Consider the following 24,203-nt stretch of genomic DNA (forward strand, 5'->3'; position numbering starts at 1 on the left):
AGATGGAAAACACAACGATCGAATGGGCCGACCACACTTTCAATCCGTTTGTTGGCTGCACGAAGGTTTCCCCCGGCTGCGACCATTGCTACGCCGAGCAGCTAATGGACAAGCGGTTACACAAGGTTGTCTGGGGCGCGGGTCAGCAGCGTCTGCGGACCAGCCCGGCCACCTGGCGTCAGCCGCTGAAGTGGAACTCGCAGCACACCGAATTCTTCGCAGCACACGGTCGGAGGCAACGTGTTTTCTGCGCCTCGCTTGCCGATGTCTTCGACAACGCCATCGACCCCGCATGGCGCGCCGACCTTTTCGACCTGATCGATCGCACGCCGAACCTCGACTGGCTGTTGCTCACGAAGCGAATCGGCAACGTGATGAAGCTGATCAACGAGACGGCGGCGCATCGCTTCGATCTCGATCGCCTGCACGAGCCACGGCTGCCGGATAACGTCTGGATCGGCGCGACGATCGTGAACCAGGAGGAAGCTGACCGCGACGTCCCGAAGCTGCTTGCAGTGCCAGCGCGGGTGAAGTTTCTGAGCATGGAACCATTGCTCGGGCCGGTGGACGTTAGCGAGTGGCTCGTGCCGAGCTTTCCCGACTGCGCAGGGTTCGAGCAAGGCGAGCGCATGGAGGACGGATATTGTGGTCTGTGCGCCGGCCATTCGAGCGACCCGATTCACCGACGGGGCGTGCATGACTTCGTCGACTGGATCATCTGCGGCGGCGAGAGCGGTCCGAATGCCCGTCCGATGCGTCCGGCGTGGCCGCGAGACCTGCGCGAGCAGTGCGCAACGTCAGGGACGGCGTACCTCTTCAAGCAGTGGGGCGAATGGGCGCCGGCGCCCGAGGTCATGGATGCCAGCGGGTCGCTATTCCACCGGTTCGAGGATGGCACGTGGATGCAGCGCATCGGCAAGAAAGCGGCCGGGCGCATGCTCGACGGCCGCTCGCACGACGACTTCCCCGAACCACCCTCGCCTCTGTTGCAATCCTGATTGAATCTGGCCAAAAAGCACGGATTAGCGAAGCTTCAGTGACATGAGTTAGGTGCTCCGGCGAGCGCTGAAACACGAAGAGCGGCCCTTGCACCGCGCATATTGCGCATTTGGAAAACTGCGGTGCGTGGATAATGGCCGCCTACCATTCCACCTTCTCTCGCCATGTACGAGCAGCTGATTCCCTGCGACCACTGCGGCGGCCGCCCGACGGTCGGTCGCTCCCAACGTCTCGTCTCCAAGCTCCCGAACCCGCAGTTCGACTACACCGAATGGGGCCGAATGTCCGGTCCGCCCCGGATCGGTGACAGGCTGCCGCGTCCGCCAGAGGTTCCAAAGACTGAACCCCTTGTCTGCATCTATTGCGCGGACTGTGGAATGCAAACGCAATGGGAGGCAACCGGCCGCGACGAAAAGGCCGCGATGGACCGGTGTGGCGCGGTCTGGAATCGCCGTTTGAATCGCCCCGAGGCTGAAAAAACCGCGTTGCAGCGGCTTGTTGAACGCGAAATGGGCGCCGCCGACATTCCCGCCGTCCTGGAACTGCTCTCCCGGACAGACAGTAACTGGGAGGAGATGGGGCCGATGTTCGCGATGATCGCTCGCCGCCTGGTCGATGCGACCATCGTTACCTTCGACTCATGGGCAATCGACCCTGTCCTGAACGACGCGGCGCGGTATCGCAAGCTGATGCAGCTCGTGAAATGGGTCGAGATTGATGGTGAGCGTTACGCACAGTTTCCGAAGATCTACACCCCCGCCGAGCACGACGAGATGCTCTTCGAGGATCGCATCGCGGCCGCCGTCGATTCGATGCCTGACCGCGATCGTTGGTAGCACTTGCGGCAAAAAAAAACCGGCCACATGGGCCGGTTCAAGGGATTCTGGATGTTTGCTTCTAGAGGACCAGAACCTGAGAGACACGCCATCATTGTGCCTCGCGGCCGTGCCGACTTTTACCCCGTATCGTTGGTTCTTGATCGCTCATTCGATGCTCCCCCGGATAGCGTCGAGGCACTGCCATCATAGCCACACGGATCTGGACATCGGTGCGACGCCGAACATTTCTCCAGACAAATAGCGCCTACGCGGTGCCAAGCAACCGGTACAGCGCTTGCCGCGAAATCCCGAGCGCGCTTGCGGCGTGGCTCTTGTTGCCTCCGGCGGCTTCCACCGCCTTTATTGCATCCTCAACGGTCAGTGAATGTTTTGCCAGTCGCTCCTGTCGCGCGATTGTCGAGAGGTAGGCATTCGCCTTGGTGACGCGGCTGTGGCCTGCCGCGGCTACAACCCGGCGCATGGCTTCCGCGTGCAATGCGGCACCCGGGCGAATACCCGCCATTTTTACTGGCGCGGGAACGCCGCTGGTCTTCTCGTAGAGCTCCTGCAGGTACTGATGCCGCAGCCCGTGGCTCGTCACGCCCAACCCCTTCTTGTTGACGTCGTGCTTTCGCAGCACCGTCTTGTATCTGTCGCCCCACTGCTTCAGCGTACGATCGGCGGGAATCGTCGAACCTGTCATCGGATTCGACAGTCGCGCCGCCTCCTCGAGCACCGCAATCTTTTCCTCGATCGGCACTTCGCGATCCCGGCCCCCTTTCGTGCCACGCGTAACGCCAAGCATCTCTGCATCCTTCACCGCCTCGGCAGGCCTGAGGAGAAAACTCTCCTGGACGCGCAATCCGAACGCCGCCTGCAGCCTCAGTTGCACGGCCACGCGCGGGCAAGTCGTTGCGATCTCGGCGATCTTCTCCGTCGCATTGATGCCGTTGCCTGACCATGACTTGTCCACTTCAGCCACGTACGACCGGACCAGCCCGCTTGCCTTGCGATCCACGTAGTCCGCGAGCGTCCCGACCAGGTGATCCTTTTTCATCCATCCGGCAATGGTACGCAGATACGTGAGCTTGTTCTCGATCGTCCCTCCGCTCTGCTTCTCGTCCACCCAGCGCCTCACCAGCCACTCGACATGCTTTTGCCGCAGGTTCCATGGGCTCGCCAATGCGAAGCCGCCCGCCCGCAATTCGACCAGCGCGCCGCAAATCGCGCGCACCCGATGCTCCTGCGTCTTGATTGACACTGCCTTCCCGCTGACGCGCGTCCTGCTATGAACCGTCGCCACATGCTCATCGAGCAGGTCTATCAGATCCTTCGCAACCGTGGGCGTCAGCCGGTAGCTACGCACCACGGCGCGCACATTCAGTATTGCCGCCATCATTCCTCCATCGCCGTTGCGCTCCGCGCGAATCCGCGCAGACTGTTTTCGCCAATCGGTGTGCCCGATGCCCCTGCCTGACATCGTTGCGGCCGCACCTACAGGACCATTGTTCCTCGCCGCCAGAGCGGCTTCGCCGATACCCCGGCGCCGGGTTTGTTGCCTTCCTTGCCTTTAGCGATTCCATCCGATCAGCCCGACGCACGGAAGAGATGCGTTCCGACTGTCCACCTTGCTGCGGCACGGGACGGATTGCGCTGCGCGCAAACACGCTCCCGCGATTACTGCTGTGTTGCCTTGCCGCCTGCTGTGGCTACCCGACCGGCCCCGGACGCGCTCTCGCGTCTGGACACCACACAGATCCTTTCGGCCTGTGGGTGCCCGGGCCAGCTGCCAGGCAATTCCTGTTGCGCATTTCTGGTGACGGCTGCGCGGACCGTTCTATCTTCCGTACAGGGAGGCGCGAATCACTGGCGTTGCCAGCGCGCAGGCTCTCCCCCGTTCCGAAGCACGTTCATCTCCGCCGCGGTGTGTCGGGCTTCGTGAACGCACCCAGCGCTGTGGGCTGAAGGAACGTGTGTATGGCGCATGAGAAGACGGGCGCGAACTGTCCAACTGTCCGCTCCCACTTTTTCTCATTGCGCCGCATTCCGGCGCACACCCGCCGATCGTATGGATATCGCACTGTCCAGTGGTCCTCAGAGTGGGCCAGGGTGGACTTGATATGATTGAAAAAAAAGCCGCGTCACGATGGCACGCGGACAGTCCTGGGAAGGTTGCCCGTGCGGGCGATGGGATGTTGGCCGATCAGGCCGGAAAGAGGACGCACGAAGTGCCTTGCACTTCAGGTCGATGCGTCAGGGACGCGACAGGTACTGACAAGAATAGGAGCTCGCCGCAACCGCGAGCGAGCAAAAGATGACCTGTTCCCGCGCGCTTTTGAAAACTTGACTTCCTCCCACGCTCGATAGACTTGACTCAGCGATCCCGGACTTTTCAGGAATTTGCCAGGCAGCCCCAGGCGATCTCCGGGAATTTCCCGCGCTTTGAAGAAACACATCGCGCGAAACGCGGGAATTTCCCGGGTTTGCATTTTCTGCATCGAAAATCCCCGGTTTTTTCCCCGGGTTTTTACGGTTCACCAACCAACGTAGCAATAAGGATCAACACCATGAAAACATCCGTCTTCGCCATCGACGTCGGCTACGGCAACACCAAATACGCGTTTCGGGCCGGAAGCGGCACGATCGCCACGGGTATGTTTCCGTCGCTCGCGCAGCTCGCCGCGAGCCGCGCCCTTTCCGGCTATGGCGAAGGTGTCCTTGCGTCGCGCAAGGTCGCCGTCATCACGATCGATCAGATCGAGTACGAAGTGGGTCCGGACGTATCGCTCACGGCCGCTTACGGAAAGACAGGCCGCGCGCTCTCTGACGACTACGTGCTCAGCAACAACTACGCGGCGCTGCTCTTCGGCGCGCTCCACTTTTCGGGCGTGACGCACATCGAGCGCCTCGTGCTGGGCCTGCCAGTACACAACTTGAAGAAGTATTCCGCGGTGCTAAAGGAGCGCTTCTCGGGCGAACTCGACTTCGGCCACAGCCGCGTCGTGGTCGACAAGGTCATCGTGATTCCGCAACCGCTCGGTTCGCTCGTATTCGCCAAATACTCCCGCGAAGGCGACTTCGGGCCAAATGACGAACATCTCGTTGTGGACGTCGGCTACTTCACTACCGACTGGGTGTATGCCAATGGCTTCACGATGGATGACAAACGGAGCGGTGGTATGCCCGGAGGCGCATCCCAGATCTATCAGCGCGTAGCAAACCTGGTCGCGCGGGACGAGGGCGACGAGGTCAATGGCATCGAAATGATCGACAAGGCGCTGCGTACCCGAACACCATTCTTTTTCTACGGAAAGAGCATTGATCTCGCTCCCTACCTCGAGCGCGCCGATCCACTCATCACCGGTGTGGTGAAGGAGATGCAGAACAACGTGGGCCAGTTGCCTGACGTGCGTTCCATCATGCTTTCGGGCGGCGGAGCGGCACTCTACGCGCCAGCGATTCGCGAGGCCTTCCCGCGCGTCGTGATCGAGGTAATCGACTCGCCGTGCCTAGCAAACGCAAAGGGCTTTCTGCTTGCTGGGGAAGGCAGTCTCGCGCGTGAGCGCCGCGCAGCATGAATGGGAGACTCGTGATGGAAATCACGGTCACCGAACTCGGGAGTCCTCTGCTGTTTGAACGGTTGAACGCGTGTGCCACGCCGCGCCAGCGCGCGGCGGTTTTCAAGGCCTGCGCAGAGGCGCACCTACGCGAGGGGTTGATCCGTGGCACTCCTGCGCCCGAACGCTATGCTCCGACGAGCGTGCGCAACGATTTGGCCGCCGTGGAATCGGCGCGCGAGGAGACCAACGCGGCAGGTCGTTCCGACGTCACCCGGCAGACAGCATCGAACCCGGTGAAGCCACCAGGATCAGGCACGACGCATGCCAACGAGCCGGGCGCGGGCTTTCCGGCAGTGGTAGACGAGAAGCCACGGGATATGTCTGCAGACTTCATTAACCGCATGAGCAACGGGCTCGCGGACTTCTTCTAGCTAACAGCGCGCGACTTGACTTCGGTTCGGTCGTGTCATGATGAATCAGATGCCGGTGCAACTTCTTGCACCGGTGCATAAATCTCCCAGGAGCAACAACATGGAATACGAACGTCTCTTCGCCATCCTCCACGGCCAGCGCCTGGAGGAACCCCTCACCTGGGTTTATATCGGCGCTCTTATCGCGGTAGCCGTCGCAGGCTGGAAGTTTGGGGGCGTGCTGTTCGACGGTGCACACAACGTTGGAGAAGAGTGATGGGCAGGCTCGAACACGCATGGACGACTTTTATGGAGTGGCACTGGCTTGCGCGCCGCGCTGCCGTCGCACTCACCTGCTATGTACTCGCGATGCTCGGTGTATGGCTCTACGCCGAGGGTCTGCAGGGCGCTGGCAAGTTTCTCTTCACTGCGGGCAGTATCGGCTTCGGCTGGGCGGTCGGCTTCTTCTTCGCCGTGGGCACCGCAATCTCACTGCTTTTCCGATGCCGCCGTATGTTTCTGTAGTTGCGATTCCTATGGACGAAAAAAAACGGCGGCCCTTGAGGGCCGCCGTCGTTTCTAGCGTCGAAATCATTGCACCGCTTTCGCTGGCACGAGTGTGAGACGTCTCGTGCAGAAGTCGAATGCCTCATCGAACGGCTGGTCGCGGCAAACCGTCTGGCAGCTGCTGCGATCGAACACATCGTAGCCAGTCGCTGCCGACTTCAGCACAGGCTGGTGACCGTTGGCTGCACCGTTGGTCGCAACGATCGTGAACCTGTTGCCGACCTTCATCTGAAAAAAGCTCATTTCTGCCTCGATAGAAAAGAGCCCGACGGTCCGTCCCCGGCGGGGACGAATCCCCACCGGGCAGGTTCAAGAAAAAGCCGGACGAGCCGGCATCAATCAGACGGCCAATGCAACGCGTGAAACGTAACGGGCCTGTGTTGCGAGCGGTACTGCTGCATGCGCTGCGATCCAGCGCGATTTCCATTGATCCGCGAAGTCGGTGCCGCGCAGCTTTGGTCGATGAGGCACGACCGTATAGCCTTCAGCACGCAACCGCTTCGCGAGGAGCAAGCCGGCACTCACGCCCGGCGACTGGCGCGTCCCCGGATCGATGTCATCGAAGTCCATGAAGATATGGACGACCTTGATGCCGAGGCCTTCAGGGACCACGAACTTCGAGAGCAGCACGCGGTTCAGGCAATTCCACACCGGAACGCCGGACTCCATGTGCGCGCCATAGACCGTTTCGAGTCCCTCACCCACGCCGATCTCTCCGTCAACGGGAGCCATCAGACGCACAGCGCCGCCCGCAAGCGGATTGAGCGTCATGTCGTTGAGTTTCGTGTCGAGGATCTCGCCATCGGGTGACACGATCGTCGCCTTCGCAGGCTTGACCGGATCGAGGAAGGTTCGATGCAGCGTCCCGAGACGCCCATCAGGCAACTCGAAACGCGCCACGATTCCCGGCCACTCACCAAGCACCTTCTTGTCATGCCGGTACTCGAGCATGCCAAGACGCAGCGCCGGCGACGGTCCTGCCGAGAGGCCCGGCAAGCGCGCCTGCAGATATCGCATCGAGAGATCGCCCACGGCCTGCGGCCGTGCGCTACCCCACATGCCATCCAGCCGCCTCGAGACGAACGCGGGATCGGCCTTGCGCTTCGGCGCAGGCGCCGTTGTGTTGAGCAGCGCGCGCGACGACGGCGGTGCTCCGCCATCGAGCTCGCACATCAGTCGATACAGCCCCATGCGGTTTGCACGGGCGATCAGCTGAAGTCCATCGCCTGCCATCGGGTAGCCGTTGTTGCACTTGCGGCAAACCCAGTCGCCGCGGCCGCTCTTGTTGTCATAGGTAAAGCGGTCATCCCCTCCGCATACCGGACAGGCGCTTGCCTTGCCTGTCAGGCTGTCGGCGGAAATGCCATAACTCATCAAGGTCGAAATCCACGCTTCCGGGGAGAGCGTGAATTCCTTCAGCTTGCGTTGCAGCCACTCGTACTTCTCGGGTGGCAGCCCGCGTCCAGATGTACTCATTGATCACTCTCCTGTCGGAAGTGGGTTGGGTCGGTGCCTGAGACAGGCGCGAAAACGCTTGCTCAAAGGAGCGGCCCGCGCGAAGCGAGCGGCTCTTTTGAACACGTTTCAGGTGTGCGAGAAAATGGATCCGCGACGCGCGGAGTCGGAAAACTGGATGAGTTACGCAGCGCACCCGAAGGTGCGCCACGAAACGTCAGGTGAGGATTTGCGGGATTCGCAAACCCGGATGGTGAGCCCTTACGGGATCAGATAGCAGCCCATGCGGCGCGTGGATACGCTTCGCGGAACGGAATGTCGTCATCCATTTCGTCGAAGCCACCGCCCGCCGGCGCTCGCATCCCGCCACCGCCGCCCGCCGAGGACTGCGGCGGCTGTGCACGTGTGCCCACGCTGGAGGCTGCGCGCGCAGAACCGGAGGCAGCGTTGCCCGCATTGCGTTGCGATCGTGCCGGTTCGTGCGATTCAAAGCCGCCGTCATCGCCACCAGGCTCGCGACGCTCGCCGCCGTTGCGGCCACCGAGCATCTGCATCTGGTCCGCGACGATCTCGGTCGAGTAGCGGTCAGTGCCGTCCTGCGCCTGCCACTTGCGCGTACGGATGCGGCCTTCGATGTAGACCGACGAGCCCTTCTTCAGATACTCGCTCACGATTTCAGCGAGCCGCCCGAAGAACGAGACGCGGTGCCACTCGGTCATTTCCTTGAACTCGCCCGACGCCTTGTCCTTGTAGCGGTCGGTGGTTGCGAGACGAATGTTGGCCACAGCGTCGCCGCTGGGCAGATAACGGACTTCGGGATCCGCGCCGAGATTGCCGACGAGGATGACCTTGTTCACTGATGCCATGGTTTAAAGCTCCTATCTACGTGTAATTGACCACAGCCACTTGTCCCAGAGGACCTGCTGGTTGTTTTTCATGATCGGTTTGCCGCCATCAGTGAAGGCCGGCACCTTGATTTTTTCGAGCCGGCGAACCGAAACGGAATCGCCAACACGACAGCCACTTTCCGCGATCGCGTCCTTCAGGCCTTCGCCCTGGAGCGTGCGCTCGCCCATCGCTGTTTCGATGTGCATCGCGAACGACGTGTAGAACGGCTTGCCAGTCGGCTTGCGGTTCGGAAACTTCTCCTCGCCCCAGCCAAGCACCTTGCCCGTCGTCGCGGCACGGCTATCGTCACCGCGTTGCATCTGCTCTCGCGCCGCGCGCCGCCGAACAGGAACGTGCTGCGTTTCGACCTCGCTCTGAAATTCCTGTGCTACCGGAACTTCTGTGTCGCGCTGCGCAGGTGCGGACGCGGTTGGTCCGACGTTCCCGCGGATTGCCGCTGCGATTGCCGCCTTGAGGGGAGCGCGGTGCTCGCGAAGGAGTGACCAGTACGGAGCGAGCTCGGGAAGGATCTTGGTACCGAAGCGCGTCTCGCATGGCGTCTCCTCAAACGCTGGCTTGAACTGCGCAACGCAGTCGCCCTCGTCAACGAAGAGATGCAGCACGCCACCGATCGTGACAAAAGTTTCATTGGGTGCACCCTGCCCGATCTCACGCGGCTGCGCGACGGGTTGGGGTTCACTCGGGGCGGCCGGCGCCGGTGGCACGTGCGATGCCTGTGTCACGGTGGACCGACCGGGGAAAAGGTCCGCGAATGCGCGGAACAGGTAGGTAGCGGACATCAGTGCGACTCCTCCATCGGTTTGCGGAAGTACTTGCGGCGCACGCGCTCGAGGTCGTGAGCGAGAAGCGGTGTATCGAGAATCGCCTGTTGCAGCGTCTCGGGATCGATCCCGTTCACGCGACAAACGTGCTCGTACGACAACGCGCCATCCCAATCGCCCATGATCCAGCCGAGCGTCGCCTCGTAGTCGTCGACGTCGAGGCGGACGTTGCGCAGGCGCTCGCTCAGCAGGGTCGCGCAGTCCATCAGCGATTCCGGCATGCGATCGCCGCGGCGGCTGTCACGCGCGAGCGAGATCAGCGCATCGACCATGGCGTCGCGCACGGAAGCACTCCAGAGCTTCGGGTGCGGAAGGGGATCGGGCTTAGGGGGAACGACGAGTACCGGAGAGGCCTCGCCGAAGATATCAAGCTGCCAGGCAGCGACTTCTGCTTTCATGGATTGCTCCGGTGAAGCCGGGCAATCGCATACCCTTGGCCGGGAATGGATTCCCGGCTTGGGCAAGGGGCCGCCGCGGCCAGGCCGCGGCGGAGGGGTATGACAGGGTCCTTAGTCGGTCCCGGTCTTCTTCAGGGGAATGACGACCGCCGACTTGGCGTACTGGCGTGCCGGAGCCATCTGAACAACGGGTGAAGGCGCCGCTTGCGCAACTGCCGCAGCGCCCTTCTGTGCTTCTGGCTGTGCCTGCTCGCGCGCCTTGTCGGCTTCGCGTGCCGCTTCACGCTCAGCGGCCTCGAGGGCTTTCGCCTTCTTGTGCAGCCAACGGACGCCAAGACCAGCGAGGAAGAGGCTGACGAAAAACGAAGTCGCAGCCAGATAGACGATGAGGCACAAGGCGAGCACCTTGCCCGGGGACTTGAGCACATCCTTGATCAAAAGATTCAGCATTTTTCTCTCCAGAAAAATTGGCACACCAGGGGATAGCCAGGCATGGCCTGGGGGTTTCGATGCTCGTGTGTCGAGCAGGGAAAACCGGCGCGTAGCGCGTTCGCCGTGACCCGTGAACGGACCACCGCGAACGGACTCGCGAGACGGTTTGCAAATGGAGTGGGCGGCACGAGGACCGTGCTGCTGTTCGATGCGTGCGGGACGCGGGGATACGTTGAGGCTAACGGACGCGCAGTGCACTTGCGCGACCGAATGATCGCAATTTCCGGTGGGCTTACGCCTGGGTCATCCGTTCGTTTAGGCGCCTAAACGCTTAAACCCGGAATGGTGCACTTTTTGTGCAGCTTTTCGGACTTACGCGTGCACAACGCGTCGGCGAAACTTGACTTCGCTTCTCCCCTGGCAGACTGGACTCATCAACATCGCATGGAGTCCAAATGTCCAGCATCTTCGCCTACCTCGCCATCGGGTTTCTCGGCTGGAGATTCATCCGGCGCTCACCGCGCAACCGCGCGACACGCGTTCGCCATCTCGACGGCAGTCAAACCACGCGCGCCCATGCGCGTGGCGAAGCTGGCGAGGCGCTCACGCGGGCAGAGCTGCGCCGCGTCCTCACATCGCTGTGCGGAAGCGACTTCTACCTGCACGACGGTGCCGTGCTTCTCAATCACGCGCCCGGCACGGCGTATCCGACTGCAGAGGTCGATCATCTCGCCGTCACGCCGTTCGGTCTTTTCGTAATCGAGACGAAGTACTGGAGCGGCTTCATTGAACCCGGCGCGAATTTCGCAGAGCTTGTGCGCGTGACGTCGGACGGCAAACGCGAATCACGCAAATCGCCTCTCGCACAGAACCGGACGAAGGTTGCATTTCTGACCGCGAAGCTTCCCAAAGTGTGGACCGTTGAGGGGCTGGGTGTATTTGCGGCACCCGACTGCACGCTCCATCCCGACCTGCCGCCGACGCTCATTCACATTAGCGAGCTGTCGCATTTTCTGCGCCTCCGCCGTCACGAATTCCGTCTGTCCGGGCGGAAACCAGTGAACGTTAGTACTGCCTGGAAAGCAATTATGCTCAATGCATCGATTGACGCGAAAGAACTAGAGGAGCACTACGAACGAGTGCGGGTTAACCCTCAAGTTGTTGCCCGAAATGCCGTATGAATAGTCGCGCAATTAAGCAAAAGCTGCATGTTTTTCATCATCTTTCGCCGGACTGCCGCCGGAATGGACGCGTACGCTAGGCCTGTACCTGCGCGCGCATCACGAGTCCACGGCGGCCGAACCAAACAGCGCTCCATAAACCACGCACGGAAAATCCATGAGCAATAACAAAAAGCCCCCCGTCGATACCTCGTTTGATCCGAGCATCCCGGAAGACGACGACAAGAAGTCATCCAATCGTTCCCTGTTCGACCCGTCTATCCCGGAGGACGGCGTGGCGCTCCCGGACGACGATACCGGGATCGGTGACATCTACAACACCCATTTGCCTTCGGCCGCGGATATTGCCATCGCGGCTCGCGAGGCGTTCGGCGACAAGCTGCCGGAAGATGCGCTTCAAAACCTGATGCAGACCAGTGCCGAGATCAATGAATCGGTGCGCCGCATCATGCACGAGCACATGAATCTCGGGTTCAAGTTTGGCGAGGTGATCCGCCACGTCCAGACGAACTACATCTGCAGCTACGGCAATTCCGAGAAAACGAGGGAACGGGCAAGCAGAGATGCGATCACCTATCTCAATAACCTTCACGGTATCTCGAAGGGCAAAATCCTTCTGCACCTGAAGGCATACGCACGATTCCACGAAAACACCGACGCCGTGGAATTTCTGCGTCTCACGGACATGCAATACCTGCTCGCCAGCGATGTAGGTGAGGACATCGTCGCGGCCATCATCGAAAAGAAGAAGGGCGAACCGGAAATGTCCACGCGCACGGTCAGGGAACTGATCGCGATCATGCGGCAGCAGCAGGAGCGTATGGCGGCGGATAAGGAAGAACTCGAGTCAGTTAACGACGAGTACGCAGGCCTGCTGGAGCAGTTCAATTCGGCAGCGAGTGAAACCAAACGTCTGCGGCAAGAAATCGAGGGGTTGCGTCTTCAGCAGAAGACGACGCAGGAATCCACCGACCTTCTGCGAAATGAACTCGCACTAAGCAGCCAAACGTCGAGTGCTCTCCATCAAGAGCTTCACGACACGCAGGAAAAGCTCAACGTGTTGCGTCGTGAACTCACCCAACAGGCGGCGCGCAAGCCCGAGATGGAAGACCCGCAAGTGAAGGAGGACCTCAAGCGCCTTGAAGACCTCTATAACGAGCTTTATGCCAAAAAGCGCGAACTCGACGGTGAGATCGCCGAGAAAAAGGAACGCTGCGCCCACATCGAGGCGCAACTCCAGGAAGGCACAGCTGCGCTCGAGGCGTCGCGGCGGCTGGATGAAGAAATGAGCGCCCTCGTGAAGGACTTCAGCACTTTTGCCCAGCGCTACAACAGCGCGCAGCTTCTTTGCACCGCGGATGGAAATCCGGCGCGCTTCAAGCCGCTTTTCCAGGCACTTGGCGATCTTGTCGGCAAGTTCCATATCGAGATCAACGCTGCGTTGAAGGCTGCATAACCCGTAACGAGTTCCGCGAGTGTGGCCGCACTGAACGACCATGCGAGAGACACCGAAAAATAAATAGAAGTGGAAAAAATGAGTACAGAACCGAATCACGTCAAGTCCGTTGATGACTACAAGGCCATCGAGAGGCTCTACCTGCCCCGATGGATTGCCGAGCGCATCCGGGCCGTCAACTACGACCTGGTCGATCACATATGGGATAACCTGAAAGCCCACGCGGGTTTCAATGCGATCTATCGCGTCGAAGTCAAGGAGATCGACCACCTGCGTCGAAACAAGAATTCGATGGGAGTCCTCCTCGCCGCCCCCTTTCTCATGCTCTCTCCCTCGCTACCGACCGTCGAGGACTGGCGTTGCTTCGTTGACGCGACGCCCACGACGCGCGCCGTGGATGAACTGCGTCGCAAGATGCCGACGGATCACACCGCGCTAACGAAGCAGTCGATCCAGCATGCCAACCGCCAGTTTGTCGACGTCATCCAGGCAGTGGCGAACACGAGCATCCTGAGCGCGCCGCTGCTCGGCATGACATCGGACCTCGCCCGATACCTTGGAGAAATGCCCGGATACAAGTTGCGCGCCGCGCTCCAACGCATCAGCGATCTACCGCTTTTCCAATGGCGTTTTACGACCCCAGCGTTCTGGTTCGAGTTCACGGCGAACGACCTCAATCACGACCAGGTTGCGCACCACATCATGTCCACGACGCCGTTTCGCGCCGGCGAGCTTCCGCACACCGCGAACTGGGCCGATCTGCGCCTCGGTCGGGAAACGCACGAAATGTACGCTGCTGCCCTCATGGCACACGGGTGCCGTGCCAGCACGGCTGCAACACTCTTTCGCCTCCCGCAAAGCAGGACCCGCCAGATGTACATGGAAATTCACGGCAAACCGTCCCCCTGCGGCAACCTGCCCAACTCGTTGCAGTGGTTCGTTGAGAGGCCCCAGCAGCGCGTGCACTCGACGGTTTTCATCTGGCTCTACCGTTCCGCGCTGAACATGGGCGCGAACACCCCGCAGGCACTGATCGCAGCCGCAGACCTGTACAACTATCTGTTTCGCTCGGGGCGCGCATTGCTCGCCACCGATCGCGGCTACAACCTCACGCGAGCGATGGCAGCAGATGCGCGACTTTCGATCGCACCATGCCGCGAATGCGGCACCCACTACATCGTCTCGAACAACGAGTCGAAGATCGAAATGCGTAACAGCTTTACCTGCCCTGCATGCAGCGACACGCTTGTGGGCCGCGTGCGAACCCCCAAAGGAGCCTAAATGCAAGGTCACGAGCTACCCGCCGGCCTCGTAGTCTTCAGCGCCGATGGCAAGGCGCAGTTCGGCTGGCAGAACCCCGAAACCGGGGCGTACTACGCCGAGGATGACGGGCACTGCATCGTTGACGCGGTCGGCGGCGTGCCGTGGCACGCCGGTGCGATGCATTAACCGGAGCGCGCCGATGGAAGACCTTGCATGGATGGTGCGCGATAGTACGTCAGCCTGGCTTCGTGGCTACGGCGACCTGCGTTTTGACCAGTACGAGAGCTTCTATCGCAAGGCGCGCAAAGAGGCCCGTTCGCCCAGCAACCTCGAACAGATCAACGAGGAATATGCGCGGTGGATCGAGGAACGCCCAAGCAGGATCATTTCCCTGCTTAACCGCCCAGTCTTCGCCCACGCACTGATCGCCTTCACGGCCGTCTGGCTTGCTGCACAGGCTCTGCCCCACCTCGCGGGCGTCGCACCAAAGTCGACGGGCGGCCTTCTGGTCGCCGCATTCATCGCGCTGCGTGTTTTCCATCGGAAACGTCGAAAACGAGCCTGATCGACCCATTTCGCATGGAAGCCCGCTTCACAGTCGGGCTTCTTCAGTTTTCGCTTAAAGAACTTTCCAAAACTTTCCGTTACCGGTAGGGTGTGCCCCGCTTTCGCCACGGGAACTTGACTTCGTTCCGGGCCTGGCAAACTGGTTTCAGGCTCGCGCGAGGGGCGCAGCTAAACCACCAAGGACCTGAAGAAAATGAAACAGAAGAAAATCACCGCGCTCACCGCAATCTCTTTTGCAGCCGCTTTGACGCTTGCCGCTTGCGGCGGCGGGGGTGGCGGCGGTAGCAGCAGCTCGGGCAGCAACAACTCGACGTCCGGCTCGGGCTCGTCCAGCTCAGGTACGACTCCCGCGTCTCCGACGACGGGTAATGTGTCGACGCCGCAATATGCTGCAACGAGCGCGCAGCAGGCCATTTTTGACCAGATCAATACGCAGCGTCAGGCGTGCGGCTTTCCTGCGCTGACGGAAAACACTGTTCTCGATCAGGCCGCGCAAGCGCATGCCGACTACATCGGCAAGAACGGCGGCACGATCACCGACGATGAGGTTTCGGGCAATCCGGGCTTCACCGGCGTCACGTATACCGATCGCGCGGCTCACTTTGGATATCCGACGAGTGCGAGCTACGCGACGGGCGAAAGCGCGGGTTACTACACGAACGCTACGCTTAGCGAAGCCACCTACGGGGCGAACATCGCGACCGCATGGTCGAGCGGGGTCTACCACGTGGCGGCGTATGTGTGGCCGACGACGCAGATCGGTATCGGCTGGAACGAGACGACGTACAACGGCTTTCCGGAAGCTCATGGCGTCATCCAAATCGCGAACCTGCAAACGATGAGCGGTAGCGTTCCGTTGATGTACCCCTGTGAAGGCGCGACCGGAGTTCCCTACAAGGTCGTCGGCGAAACGCCCACTCCGCCTAACACGAGCGGCGCCTGGGGGCCGGCTGTAGCGCTCGGGGCAAATCAGAGCGACACGATCGTATTGACATCGGCAACCCTGACCGACACGTCGGGCAACGTCATCAACCTCCAACTGCTCGATTCGGCAAAGGACACGAACAAGGTTCTCCCCGCGTTCGAAGGGGTTGCTTACCCTGCGGCACCTCTTTCACCGAACACAAAGTATTCGGCGGTGGTCTCGGGAACCATTAACGGTACGCCTTTCACCCGTACACGCACGTTCACGACCGGAAGCTAACCGGCTAACTTTTCTGGCGGTGTCCCAAAAAGAAAGGGGTGCAGTCTTTGCAGACTGCACCCCTTTTCACTACTCCTGCGCCCCCGCTGCAGCCTGATCAGTGACAAGTGCCAACATTCTTCATCATGCCAAGAAAGAGCATATGCGCGACATTGTTCGTACCGGTCGAGAGATAGCAGATACTTGCGGCAACGATACCGGGCTGTCCGGTATTGGCGTCGATCTGACTCGATTGCGCAACGAAAATATCGTACGCCGTGCCGTCCGACGAACCAGGCATCGAGCCAGTCGTCGCGACATAATCCCCGTTGCAGCCGATATCTGGTGCGATTGAATTTGCGCTAATGACGATCGGCGTGTACACATTGCTATAGCTGGCCGCGCCTGTCATCGTGCCACTGGAAGAAATCGTGTACTGCGAGGGAGGGGGTTTAAGTATCGTCCCCGCTATCGTGCCCGGGAAATTGCCGGTTGCTTCACAGGCGGCTAGCTGCGTCGGCGGTGACACTGGTGGGGCCTGCGGGATACAGGACAAGCCGACCCAGCTTGATCCATCCCAAACTGGCGCGGAATACTGGTCGTATCCAAGCGCACAGGTGGGCGGCGCCTCATAGTTGCATTGCGGCGCCGAGAACTTTGATCCTTGCCACACCGCAGCCGTTACCGTTGTCCAACCAGGGCCACTTGAACATTGCGGCGGTGTCTGCGCCGCCCGGTATTGCGGCCCCAGGCAGCTCGAATCCTGGTAGCCATAGGAGCAATGCGCAGGAGCCTCCGCCTTCGCGCTCGCCGCGCCGAGCAATAGCATCAATCCAAATGCAAGGCGCTTCCAGCGCGACATGCCGTTTTTCATTGTTCTGTTCCTAGTAAGCACAATAAGTTTCAACGACGCCTTGCGCGCCAATATTCGCGTTCGAGCCATCGGTCAGATAAACAGTCCAGGGCCCGGTCCCGGTCGTATACGCGTTTATCTGCGCAGTCGTATTGACGTAGAAGCTCTGGGGCACCAGCAGGATCTGGGGCGATCCGCCGGCCGAACATTGCGGCGCCGGAACGTACGTCCCATAGCCGACGGTGTAGTACTGGTAACGTGGCGCGGGACCGCTGACCGGGACCCACTGGTTGTAAAGGCACGAAAGCAACTGTCCCGAACCATCCGCGTTCGCCGCAACGCGCGTGGTGCCGGCGGTCGAGGTGCAGGACCCACGCGGCGTCGCGGTGTTCGCCACCTCCAGTGCGCCATAGACCGTCGCATTGCCGTGCACTGCCGCGGCGCCCGTGTCGATCGGTGCGGGAGCTGTGCCCGCAGAGTTCTGGACGTAGAGCGTCGAGGGCGTACGCACTGCATCCGACACCGCGACGTTTGACGCCGCCACCGTGGGCGCTGCGATCGTGCCGGTGGCATCGATGCTGTTGACGTTGTGCAGGCTCACGCCGTTGACGTTCTGGTCGCCGGTCCACGTCAGGCTGCCGTCACGCCGGATGTAAAGTGAGTTGCCGTCGGAGCCCTGGCCGTTGGTCGCGAGAATCGCAGCGGCAGGTGTGCCCGAAAGCGGATTGCTCGCAGTCCACGCCCCGTTGAGGCCCGAGATCGTCGCGGCGTTGCGCGTGGACGAGTAGCCGAACTGCGCGTCCTGTGAGTTCGCCGCAACTGCGATCTGCGCCGCGCCCGACACGTCCGGTTTGCCGTTCCGCGTGTACGGGAGCGACGGGTAGAAGATCCACGACACGTGGCAGTTGCTCGCGGTTTCCGTGCAACCGGCCGGAAGCATGTTCATCTGGATCGTGTAGCTCCCACCCCAGAACGGCCCGGCGCGGTACGCCTGCTTGAGGTTGCCAGCGGTCTGCAGGTCCGCAACGGTCGGCGCAGTCAACGTCGCGTTGCCCGACTGGGTGTACTGGGTGAGCAGCGTCGAGAAATTCTCGTTGGCCCAACGGCCTAGAGCGTCCGTGATCACCGCCTCGTTCTGGCCTTCAGTAGCGAGCAGCGATGCTAAATGCTTCTGGATGTCCTCGCGGATCGAGTACACCGTCAGGATCGCCGACGCCGCGAGGAAAACCACCATCTCGATGATGCTGCCCATGACCGGTCCTCAGCTGCGCGTCGTGTACATCTCGACCGTGGCGACGTCACCGCCAGACGCACACGCGTTGCCCGCCGTTGCGCTGCTGAACTTCGTCGACGGGCTCGACACCACCGTGCCGTTCACCGATACCTCGGTGAAGATGTTCGCGATCGCGCTCAGCGACATCGAGCAGACCGCTTTCGGGACCGGGTAGCTCGCCACGATCGCGTCGTTCGACGACGTGACCGTACCAGGTTGCGCCGTTACCTGGCCACCGAAAATGCCCGTCACCGTCGAGTAGTCGGAAGCGACACGAGCGCCGGCCGCATCGAACGCATGATTCTGCGCGAGCGTCGACAGCGTTTCCGCCGAAAAGTCCGAATCGTTCGCCGTCGCGTTCTGGATACCTGTGTGGAACATGCCCACTTCACTCTTGAAGGTGGAGGACTGCACCATGTTGCGCACGAACGGCACGCCGTAGAAGAGCGCGAGTGACAGCAGCGCGGCCGCGCCGAGAACCGCGCCCGCTTCGATGAGCGACAGTTCACCGGTCTGCTTCTTCATCCGGGCCAGACGGCGATAGAACTCTTTCTGCTCGGGCGTGCGTTTGTAGACGTTGGTTTTCATCGGAATCGATCCTTGTTTAGTTAGTGTTGCCGTTCGTTGCGCCGAGCGCGCTCTGCATACTCGTGACGCCGGTGACGACATAAGAGCCGACACCGACACCAATGAACACCGCTGCGGCAATGCCGAGCAGCACGTAATGGGTGATTCGCGCGTTGCGCCGCACGGCCTCAACGACGCGATCGAGCGAACTGCGCCCGAGCGACTTGATCGCATCCACGAAGTTGTCACGCCGCTCCGCATCGGCGATGCGGTCCACGACCTCCGCGGAGAAGATGCCGGTGGCGAAGGCGCGCATGGGTTGTTCAGGTGACGCCTTGAGGCGTCGCTCCATCGCCGACACGTGCCAGCGCAACCAGGGGTCAGCATGCCGACGGATTCGCGCGAGCGCTCCAGCAAGCGTCAGGCCGGAGTCGAGCAGACCCGACAACGAGACGATCAGCAGCGCGGCGCGCAGGTCACGCCGGTTGCGCCACACCAGCGGCGCGGCGTCGATGCGGTTGCGCAGCGCACCCGTCCAGCGTTTGAGGCCGTAGTAGTAGGACGTGACGGTCGCAGCGATCAGCGCGACGTTCAGCAGCCAGTAGTCGTAGCAGTACGTATCGATCGCATACAGCAACCTGCCCGCGGGCATCCACTGGTCAAGTGGGCGCACCTCGAGGACCTGCGGATAGACCATGCCGCCGAAGAGCATGGCGAGACCATACATGTAGCAGAGAAGCACCATGGGATACGCCATCTGCATCGCGGTCGTGCTCGACAGTACGCGCTTGGCCGACGCCGCCATCTCGCACAGGTCAAAGCCGCGGCGGGCCGCGTCATCCTTGTCGGACGCGAAAGCCAGGTCCAGCAGCGCGTACTCGTCAACGGGCACGAACGGCTTGATCGCGAGCGCAAGCCCGTCGCCCTTGCGCATGCGCTCCTCCATCGCGTCGTACGCAAGCCAGACGATCTGCCGGCGATCGCGCGCGCGCTTCTTGAGCACCTGGAGTCGCTCGATCAGCGTCTCGCGGTTTCGCAGGCTCGTCGCCTGTTCGATGTCCAGACGCGATTCGCGGTAGAAGCCTTCGCGCACCTTCTGGAAACGCCACCGGGCGACCTTGATGCGCTCGGCGCGCGGCAGCCGCATGCAGATGCCATAAAAGACTCGTCCGATCACGACGGCATCCTCCCGTCACGATCCGGCAACACCTTGTAGACGCTGAACGATTTCATCGAACGGTCGATGAAGCGTGGATCGATCAGCCCCTGCGAGGCCTTGTAGAGCGCGTGCTCGTAGATCGTCTTGCCCGTCATGTCGGCAGAGTCGAAGCCCGACACCCGCTCCTTGCGCCATACCGCCTCCGCGCCACGCCAGTCGCGCACAACGATGTGCTCGAGGAACTCGGGCGTAGGCCGGTACAACTCCATCGCGAGCGTCTGGCCCTTCGTGCCCCCCGCCACCTTGCCGTCGCGCGTGAAAAGCCCTTTCTTGCGGCAATGCTCGCAGCCCTCTTCATTGCGGCAAGCCATCTTCGACGTGTCGAGACCGAACTTCGAGCGCAACAGCTCAAGCGTTGCCGGGCTCATGACATCGGCCGCAGGCTTCTTGCAGTGCGGGCACAGCATCGGGATCAGCTTCTGGTTGCCCACCGCGTTGATGAACTTGTCGGACGCCACCTCATCGGCGGCCAGCCGCAGCCGGTCGCCCATCAGGCGCATGAACACGCCGATGAGGCTGTCGGCGTGGATCGTGGTGCGCACCGGGTGACCGGTTAGCGCAAGCTCAACCACGAGTCCCGCGATGGTCGAATCTAGGATTTCCGCGACGGTCAGATCGTCGGGGTCCATGCGCATGAGCGTGCGGATGATCGTCGCGACCTTGCGCCGGAAATCCTCTTCGGTTTCGTCCAGCCCGCGAGGCACCGACTGATCGGACAGCCACGGCATCGGATACTCGGAGGGCATGCTCACGGCGTACTGCTTCTTGAGCTCGCGCCCGTCGACCATGTACGACAGCGCGCGCAGCAGCGTGCTCTTGGCCGACCCGGTCTCGCCGGAAAGCAGCACCGCGCCGCCACTGACATGACCCAGCGAATGGATGATCTCGAGCTGGCTGGCCTCAAGCCCCATCGTTTCAGGCGCGCGCACGGTGTAGTTGCGGAAGTTCCCATCGAGAACACGCATCGCCACGTCGAAACCGCCCATCTGCGGCGCACTCTGCCAGCGAAGATTGAGCGTGGCCGTCGCGAGCGCGAGCGGGATCATGGCCGACTGCGGGGCGCTCGGCTGGAAAGCGTTGCCGCTGTTGGTGTTGCGCTGGACGAGGTCCTGATAGGCGGCCGACAGCGCGCGCAGCACCGTTGGCTTCGGCATGCGCTGATAGGTGTAAAGGTCGCCGTCGACGCGAAAGCGAACTTCCGCGTCGGACTGGTAGTCGCGCGACTCCCAGTGCACGTCGCTCGCGTCGTAGCCGGTCGAGGCTTCAAACACGTCGCGGAATAGCGCAATGGCGCGCGAGCCCTCGGGGACGTGATTCGACACACGGATGCGCGCACGGTCATACACGTCCGCAATGACTGCGGCCGTTGCCACCATCTCCTCGCGTACCGAGATATGTGCGCGTTCAAGGTCACTCAGGTACGTCGAATAGAGCGCGGACTCCTGGAATTCACGCGTGGCGATCACCACCGCCATCCCGGCCTGCATGTCTACCGCAACGAACTGCAGGCGCGCCTCGGGCGTGATACGCAGCGTGGCCTCTGGCGTGGTGTCGCACAGGATGCGCTTGAAGTCAGCGAGTGCGTGCACCGAACTCAGCTTCGGCATGCCGACTGGCGTGTACTCGATGTCCGGAACCGCGAGTGCGTGACCCGTCGCATCGGCGGGCTGTGGTTCGTCGAAGGCCTCATCGCGCGATGCGTCGGCCGCCGCGCTATCCCGCACGTCTTCGGATGGCGTCGTTTCGACGGACTGCGCTCGGGCCGCTTCGCCCGGCACCTCGCCCGGATCTTCGCCCTGCGCGGCGTCCCGTTGCCCTTCGTCAGCGCTGCGCCACACATCGCTCACCGCCTCCGCAGCGACACTGTGATGGTCGGCGGCCGAGGATCGCCCGTTCCGGTCTTCAACATCTTCGACGGAAGCGGATGCTTCCTTTGACACGAAACGCGCGTCCAGCCCGTGCGGCGTGGCGTCCGATGCAGCTTCAAACGACTTCACGTCGCTCGCGTCGACATCGGTCACGTCCGCATCGCGCAGATACGCGCCGAGCGAGCCCGCCGGCGCGCCGGGCCCCTTTCGTACGGGACGCGTCGCGCCCAGCACCGGCTCCACGGGTGCAGCGGATTCCGAGTCCTCCACGAAGCTGCCACGCCACGCGCGAAGGCGCGCCATCACCCCGCTGCGGGGCTTTTCGTTTTCCATATTCCCGAAGAGCGACATTTACTGCCTCCCGAAGCTTGAGACCGGTTGAGCCATGCTCACGCCCGGCGGCAGTGGCGACGACAGGTCACCGAGGGCGGAGCCGGTTATGAGGGTTGAATTTGAGGATGCAGGCGCGTTACTGCTCATCGGTACGCTCCACGTGCGCTTGCCCTCGGCGACGGTGACCGAGAGGCCATCCACCCTGCGCGCAACCCAGCCGTTCAGGAGCTTTTCGCCGACGCGCGCCGGATAGACCGCGCCGTTGTATTCATAGAGGACGTGCTGCCCGCTGCTCTCGGTATAGGCGCCAACGAACGAAACAGCGGACGTACGGACAGGCGGCACGTACGGTCGCACGACAACCGCCGGTGCGTTGTCCACCGGCGCGGGTGTCTTCAGCGTTACGGCCGCACCGCTCGCCGGCGCATCACCGTCGCCGCGCAACGTGCGCGTGAGCTTGCTGCGCGCGAGGTCGTCGATGTCGCGAAGGGTCAGGTGCGTTTCACCAGTCGTCGTGGGCATGCTGGACGACACGACCGCCGATGCTGCGCTCGCGTTCCCGGCAGCCTGCCGCGATGCCGGCGCCTGCGTCGTTGCAGTCGCAACGAGCGCGGCGGGCACGGCCGCGGAATGCGGACTCGAGGTCGCCACAGCGGCAGCGGGCGCGATCGCCGCGGAGAAAGACGGCGCCGCAGCGTGCGCGGCCAGGGCAGGCGCAAGCAGCGCCACGCCGACGGTGACGGCGCGCGGCACCGCAAGGCGAAGTGATTTATTGCACAACATAGTATTTGCCCTTCGCAACGAAATGGATGCCGACCTTGCCCAGCTCCTCGGGTGCGGCGGTGTCGAGTTTTACGTTCAGGGATTCGAGGATCATGTTTGGCGGCAGCGCCGCGAGCAGCGGAGCCTGCCACCGGTAGCCGTCGATCTCCCAGCGCCCTTCGCGAAGCAGTGCGCGATGACGCTCGCCGGCCGGAGGCGGCGATGCGAGCAGCGCGTGGCTCAGCTCCAGCTTCACCTCATAGCCGAAGCTCTTGAGGTCCAGTGCCTTGACCGACATGCGCTGGGGCGGCGTCTGCAGCATCTCGATGAGTCGCTGTTCGTCGGGCCACGTCTTCATGCCCGTGACGCTCAGCATGGCGGTGCGTGGCAGTGCCGGGCCGCGCGCGTACAGATGCCGCCCGTCCGGCGCGAACGTGACAGGCAGCATGTCGGCCGGCGCGGTACGCGCGAAATCCTCGAACGATCCGCCCGCGCGCTCATAGGTCAGCGAGCAGAACCCCGCTGACGGGCATTCGGCCTGGTTGAACTGCCAGCCCTTGCGATTGGTGTCGATGTAGTCGAGCAACGCCAGCGCATCGGGCGCGAGTTGCGACGCAAGCGGCGTGCGGCCTGCGAAGACCTGGCGCATCGCCTGTTCGTACTGCTGGTCCCAGCTCGGCGCTGCGTTCACGATCGGAGGAGGATTGAGCGCCCCCCACATCTGCTTTGCCCCGAATCCGGCAATCGCCAACGCAAGAAGCACCACGATGGAATTCGGGATGCCCGCGGGCACGCGCGTAATGGCGCCAGCCTTTTTCTGCTGCAGCAACTCAGCCGGGCTGAAGGGCTCATCGCCCGGCTCGATCGCATCACCCGAGACCATGACAGTCAGCGCAAGCCCGAGCTTCCCGCATTGCCGCGCGATCTCGTCGCGCCGCTTCGCGGCTGCGGCCGGGGTCAATACTTCGTCGCGGCGCACCGCGCCGCGCACCACGTGCACCAGATGCACCTGCGGTCCGTCCTGCATGAGCACGAGCACGGCCACCTTCGCTTTCACCCGCTCGAGCATCGCGATGCGTGCGGCGCCCGAAAAGAGCTTCACACGGCGCAGTTCGCCGGTGTCGGGCGCGCAGAAACCGCCGATGAGTTCGGCGCCCACCTTCATTTCGATGTAGTGCGTCGCGGAGAAGTCACCCGCGTATCGCGCACGACTCTCCTTCGCACCCTTCTCGGGATAGGCGCTCCAGTCGAGGCCGAACGCCAGACGCGCGCGCTTCTCTCCCGGTAGTGGTTCGGTGATATGCATGTC

The 24,203-nt window shown here is 62.1% G+C and carries 26 protein-coding genes; 12 read left to right on the forward strand and 14 right to left on the reverse strand.

Translation table 11 applies throughout. The features are described from left to right. The first annotated feature begins 2 nt into the window (after window positions 1-2). Together U5A52_RS22155 and U5A52_RS22160 are read left to right on the forward strand one after the other, a co-directional pair. A complete protein-coding gene (locus U5A52_RS22155) occupies window positions 3-998 on the forward strand; it encodes a phage Gp37/Gp68 family protein (protein WP_321936210.1) in 996 nt (331 codons plus the stop codon). Between the two features lie 165 nt (window positions 999-1,163). Continuing rightward, entirely contained in the window at window positions 1,164-1,835 is a 672-nt protein-coding gene (locus U5A52_RS22160; protein ID WP_321936211.1) for a Lar family restriction alleviation protein, read from the forward strand. Window positions 1,836-2,082: 247 nt separating this feature from the next. Here the strand turns inward: U5A52_RS22160 and U5A52_RS22165 are convergent, their stop codons facing one another. After that, window positions 2,083-3,213, reverse strand: a complete 1,131-nt coding sequence (locus U5A52_RS22165; RefSeq protein WP_321936371.1) for an integrase domain-containing protein — start codon at window positions 3,211-3,213, stop codon at window positions 2,083-2,085. Window positions 3,214-4,384: 1,171 nt separating this feature from the next. Between U5A52_RS22165 and U5A52_RS22170 the strand changes: the two genes are divergently transcribed. From U5A52_RS22170 to U5A52_RS22185, 4 genes are all read left to right on the forward strand, one after another. Continuing rightward, entirely contained in the window at window positions 4,385-5,395 is a 1,011-nt protein-coding gene (locus U5A52_RS22170; protein WP_321936212.1) for a PRTRC system protein D, read from the forward strand. 14 nt (window positions 5,396-5,409) lie between these two features. Then, on the forward strand, window positions 5,410-5,808 hold the full coding sequence (locus U5A52_RS22175; protein WP_321936213.1) for a hypothetical protein: 399 nt from the start codon (window positions 5,410-5,412) through the stop codon (window positions 5,806-5,808). 100 nt (window positions 5,809-5,908) lie between these two features. Next, window positions 5,909-6,064, forward strand: a complete 156-nt coding sequence (locus U5A52_RS22180) for a hypothetical protein (RefSeq protein WP_321936214.1) — start codon at window positions 5,909-5,911, stop codon at window positions 6,062-6,064. Further along, window positions 6,064-6,312 (forward strand): hypothetical protein, encoded by a 249-nt coding sequence (locus U5A52_RS22185; protein WP_321936215.1) that lies wholly within the window; start codon window positions 6,064-6,066, stop codon window positions 6,310-6,312. Before U5A52_RS22180 ends, U5A52_RS22185 begins: the two co-directional genes overlap by 1 nt. Window positions 6,313-6,378: 66 nt before the next feature. On the opposite strand, the gene U5A52_RS22190 is transcribed toward U5A52_RS22185, so the two are convergent. The 6 genes from U5A52_RS22190 to U5A52_RS22215 all read right to left on the reverse strand — a co-directional run bounded on the left by U5A52_RS22190 (window position 6,379) and on the right by U5A52_RS22215 (window position 10,387). Then, a complete protein-coding gene (locus U5A52_RS22190) occupies window positions 6,379-6,597 on the reverse strand; it encodes a hypothetical protein (protein WP_321936216.1) in 219 nt (72 codons plus the stop codon). A gap of 96 nt (window positions 6,598-6,693) precedes the next feature. Continuing rightward, window positions 6,694-7,830 carry a primase-helicase zinc-binding domain-containing protein gene (locus U5A52_RS22195; protein ID WP_321936217.1) on the reverse strand — a complete coding sequence of 379 codons (1,137 nt, stop codon included), beginning with the start codon at window positions 7,828-7,830 and terminating at the stop codon, window positions 6,694-6,696. Between the two features lie 248 nt (window positions 7,831-8,078). After that, a complete protein-coding gene (locus tag U5A52_RS22200) occupies window positions 8,079-8,675 on the reverse strand; it encodes a single-stranded DNA-binding protein (protein WP_321936218.1) in 597 nt (198 codons plus the stop codon). 12 nt (window positions 8,676-8,687) lie between these two features. Further along, window positions 8,688-9,497 carry a hypothetical protein gene (locus tag U5A52_RS22205; RefSeq protein ID WP_321936219.1) on the reverse strand — a complete coding sequence of 270 codons (810 nt, stop codon included), beginning with the start codon at window positions 9,495-9,497 and terminating at the stop codon, window positions 8,688-8,690. Beyond that, a complete protein-coding gene (locus tag U5A52_RS22210) occupies window positions 9,497-9,937 on the reverse strand; it encodes a hypothetical protein (RefSeq protein WP_321936220.1) in 441 nt (146 codons plus the stop codon). Before U5A52_RS22210 ends, U5A52_RS22205 begins: the two co-directional genes overlap by 1 nt. A gap of 111 nt (window positions 9,938-10,048) precedes the next feature. Further along, window positions 10,049-10,387, reverse strand: a complete 339-nt coding sequence (locus tag U5A52_RS22215) for a hypothetical protein (RefSeq protein ID WP_321936221.1) — start codon at window positions 10,385-10,387, stop codon at window positions 10,049-10,051. 437 nt (window positions 10,388-10,824) lie between these two features. Between U5A52_RS22215 and U5A52_RS22220 the strand changes: the two genes are divergently transcribed. The 6 genes from U5A52_RS22220 to U5A52_RS22245 all read left to right on the forward strand — a co-directional run bounded on the left by U5A52_RS22220 (window position 10,825) and on the right by U5A52_RS22245 (window position 16,040). After that, a complete protein-coding gene (locus U5A52_RS22220; protein ID WP_321936222.1) occupies window positions 10,825-11,550 on the forward strand; it encodes a nuclease-related domain-containing protein in 726 nt (241 codons plus the stop codon). A gap of 157 nt (window positions 11,551-11,707) precedes the next feature. Then, entirely contained in the window at window positions 11,708-13,006 is a 1,299-nt protein-coding gene (locus tag U5A52_RS22225) for a hypothetical protein (RefSeq protein ID WP_321936223.1), read from the forward strand. Between the two features lie 78 nt (window positions 13,007-13,084). Continuing rightward, window positions 13,085-14,287, forward strand: coding sequence for a FlhC family transcriptional regulator (locus U5A52_RS22230; RefSeq protein WP_321936224.1), 1,203 nt, complete (start codon window positions 13,085-13,087; stop codon window positions 14,285-14,287). Then, window positions 14,288-14,455: a hypothetical protein gene (locus tag U5A52_RS22235; RefSeq protein WP_321936225.1), complete on the forward strand. Its 168-nt coding sequence runs from the start codon at window positions 14,288-14,290 to the stop codon at window positions 14,453-14,455. A 13-nt stretch (window positions 14,456-14,468) separates the two neighbouring features. Beyond that, on the forward strand, window positions 14,469-14,834 hold the full coding sequence (locus U5A52_RS22240) for a hypothetical protein (RefSeq protein WP_321936226.1): 366 nt from the start codon (window positions 14,469-14,471) through the stop codon (window positions 14,832-14,834). Between the two features lie 195 nt (window positions 14,835-15,029). Next, the gene (locus U5A52_RS22245; RefSeq protein WP_321936227.1) at window positions 15,030-16,040 is read left to right on the forward strand and encodes a CAP domain-containing protein; all 1,011 of its coding nucleotides are present in this window, start codon (window positions 15,030-15,032) and stop codon (window positions 16,038-16,040) included. Window positions 16,041-16,137: 97 nt separating this feature from the next. Here U5A52_RS22245 and U5A52_RS22250 read toward each other — a convergent pair whose 3' ends face one another. The 7 genes from U5A52_RS22250 to U5A52_RS22280 are packed head-to-tail and all read right to left on the reverse strand — an operon-like array spanning window position 16,138 to window position 24,200. Next, window positions 16,138-16,893 (reverse strand): hypothetical protein, encoded by a 756-nt coding sequence (locus U5A52_RS22250; RefSeq protein WP_321936228.1) that lies wholly within the window; start codon window positions 16,891-16,893, stop codon window positions 16,138-16,140. Between the two features lie 10 nt (window positions 16,894-16,903). Next, on the reverse strand, window positions 16,904-18,124 hold the full coding sequence (locus U5A52_RS22255; protein WP_321936229.1) for a hypothetical protein: 1,221 nt from the start codon (window positions 18,122-18,124) through the stop codon (window positions 16,904-16,906). 9 nt (window positions 18,125-18,133) lie between these two features. Further along, a complete protein-coding gene (locus U5A52_RS22260) occupies window positions 18,134-18,733 on the reverse strand; it encodes a type 4 pilus major pilin (RefSeq protein WP_321936230.1) in 600 nt (199 codons plus the stop codon). A 16-nt stretch (window positions 18,734-18,749) separates the two neighbouring features. Beyond that, window positions 18,750-19,889 (reverse strand): type II secretion system F family protein, encoded by a 1,140-nt coding sequence (locus U5A52_RS22265; protein WP_321936231.1) that lies wholly within the window; start codon window positions 19,887-19,889, stop codon window positions 18,750-18,752. Further along, on the reverse strand, window positions 19,886-22,150 hold the full coding sequence (locus U5A52_RS22270) for an ATPase, T2SS/T4P/T4SS family (RefSeq protein WP_321936232.1): 2,265 nt from the start codon (window positions 22,148-22,150) through the stop codon (window positions 19,886-19,888). Before U5A52_RS22270 ends, U5A52_RS22265 begins: the two co-directional genes overlap by 4 nt. Then, window positions 22,151-22,915, reverse strand: a complete 765-nt coding sequence (locus tag U5A52_RS22275) for a hypothetical protein (protein WP_321936233.1) — start codon at window positions 22,913-22,915, stop codon at window positions 22,151-22,153. Beyond that, window positions 22,902-24,200, reverse strand: coding sequence for a hypothetical protein (locus tag U5A52_RS22280; RefSeq protein WP_321936234.1), 1,299 nt, complete (start codon window positions 24,198-24,200; stop codon window positions 22,902-22,904). The genes U5A52_RS22275 and U5A52_RS22280 overlap by 14 nt, the downstream gene beginning before the upstream one ends. Between the last annotated feature and the right edge of the window lie 3 nt (window positions 24,201-24,203).

It is taken from the genome of Paraburkholderia sp. J8-2 (assembly GCF_905220195.1).
Classification (GTDB): Bacteria; Pseudomonadota; Gammaproteobacteria; order Burkholderiales; family Burkholderiaceae; genus Paraburkholderia.

What these genes read in the sequence shown, in the direction of transcription:
- U5A52_RS22155 (WP_321936210.1), top strand. Translation starts at nt 3, where the DNA reads ATGGAAAACACAACGATCGAATGGGCCGACCACACTTTCAATCCGTTT.
- U5A52_RS22160 (WP_321936211.1), top strand. Translation starts at nt 1,164, where the DNA reads ATGTACGAGCAGCTGATTCCCTGCGACCACTGCGGCGGCCGCCCGACG.
- U5A52_RS22165 (WP_321936371.1), bottom strand. Translation starts at nt 3,213, where the DNA reads ATGGCGGCAATACTGAATGTGCGCGCCGTGGTGCGTAGCTACCGGCTG.
- U5A52_RS22170 (WP_321936212.1), top strand. Translation starts at nt 4,385, where the DNA reads ATGAAAACATCCGTCTTCGCCATCGACGTCGGCTACGGCAACACCAAA.
- U5A52_RS22175 (WP_321936213.1), top strand. Translation starts at nt 5,410, where the DNA reads ATGGAAATCACGGTCACCGAACTCGGGAGTCCTCTGCTGTTTGAACGG.
- U5A52_RS22180 (WP_321936214.1), top strand. Translation starts at nt 5,909, where the DNA reads ATGGAATACGAACGTCTCTTCGCCATCCTCCACGGCCAGCGCCTGGAG.
- U5A52_RS22185 (WP_321936215.1), top strand. Translation starts at nt 6,064, where the DNA reads ATGGGCAGGCTCGAACACGCATGGACGACTTTTATGGAGTGGCACTGG.
- U5A52_RS22190 (WP_321936216.1), bottom strand. Translation starts at nt 6,597, where the DNA reads ATGAGCTTTTTTCAGATGAAGGTCGGCAACAGGTTCACGATCGTTGCG.
- U5A52_RS22195 (WP_321936217.1), bottom strand. Translation starts at nt 7,830, where the DNA reads ATGAGTACATCTGGACGCGGGCTGCCACCCGAGAAGTACGAGTGGCTG.
- U5A52_RS22200 (WP_321936218.1), bottom strand. Translation starts at nt 8,675, where the DNA reads ATGGCATCAGTGAACAAGGTCATCCTCGTCGGCAATCTCGGCGCGGAT.
- U5A52_RS22205 (WP_321936219.1), bottom strand. Translation starts at nt 9,497, where the DNA reads ATGTCCGCTACCTACCTGTTCCGCGCATTCGCGGACCTTTTCCCCGGT.
- U5A52_RS22210 (WP_321936220.1), bottom strand. Translation starts at nt 9,937, where the DNA reads ATGAAAGCAGAAGTCGCTGCCTGGCAGCTTGATATCTTCGGCGAGGCC.
- U5A52_RS22215 (WP_321936221.1), bottom strand. Translation starts at nt 10,387, where the DNA reads ATGCTGAATCTTTTGATCAAGGATGTGCTCAAGTCCCCGGGCAAGGTG.
- U5A52_RS22220 (WP_321936222.1), top strand. Translation starts at nt 10,825, where the DNA reads ATGTCCAGCATCTTCGCCTACCTCGCCATCGGGTTTCTCGGCTGGAGA.
- U5A52_RS22225 (WP_321936223.1), top strand. Translation starts at nt 11,708, where the DNA reads ATGAGCAATAACAAAAAGCCCCCCGTCGATACCTCGTTTGATCCGAGC.
- U5A52_RS22230 (WP_321936224.1), top strand. Translation starts at nt 13,085, where the DNA reads ATGAGTACAGAACCGAATCACGTCAAGTCCGTTGATGACTACAAGGCC.
- U5A52_RS22235 (WP_321936225.1), top strand. Translation starts at nt 14,288, where the DNA reads ATGCAAGGTCACGAGCTACCCGCCGGCCTCGTAGTCTTCAGCGCCGAT.
- U5A52_RS22240 (WP_321936226.1), top strand. Translation starts at nt 14,469, where the DNA reads ATGGAAGACCTTGCATGGATGGTGCGCGATAGTACGTCAGCCTGGCTT.
- U5A52_RS22245 (WP_321936227.1), top strand. Translation starts at nt 15,030, where the DNA reads ATGAAACAGAAGAAAATCACCGCGCTCACCGCAATCTCTTTTGCAGCC.
- U5A52_RS22250 (WP_321936228.1), bottom strand. Translation starts at nt 16,893, where the DNA reads ATGAAAAACGGCATGTCGCGCTGGAAGCGCCTTGCATTTGGATTGATG.
- U5A52_RS22255 (WP_321936229.1), bottom strand. Translation starts at nt 18,124, where the DNA reads ATGGGCAGCATCATCGAGATGGTGGTTTTCCTCGCGGCGTCGGCGATC.
- U5A52_RS22260 (WP_321936230.1), bottom strand. Translation starts at nt 18,733, where the DNA reads ATGAAAACCAACGTCTACAAACGCACGCCCGAGCAGAAAGAGTTCTAT.
- U5A52_RS22270 (WP_321936232.1), bottom strand. Translation starts at nt 22,150, where the DNA reads ATGTCGCTCTTCGGGAATATGGAAAACGAAAAGCCCCGCAGCGGGGTG.
- U5A52_RS22275 (WP_321936233.1), bottom strand. Translation starts at nt 22,915, where the DNA reads ATGTTGTGCAATAAATCACTTCGCCTTGCGGTGCCGCGCGCCGTCACC.
- U5A52_RS22280 (WP_321936234.1), bottom strand. Translation starts at nt 24,200, where the DNA reads ATGCATATCACCGAACCACTACCGGGAGAGAAGCGCGCGCGTCTGGCG.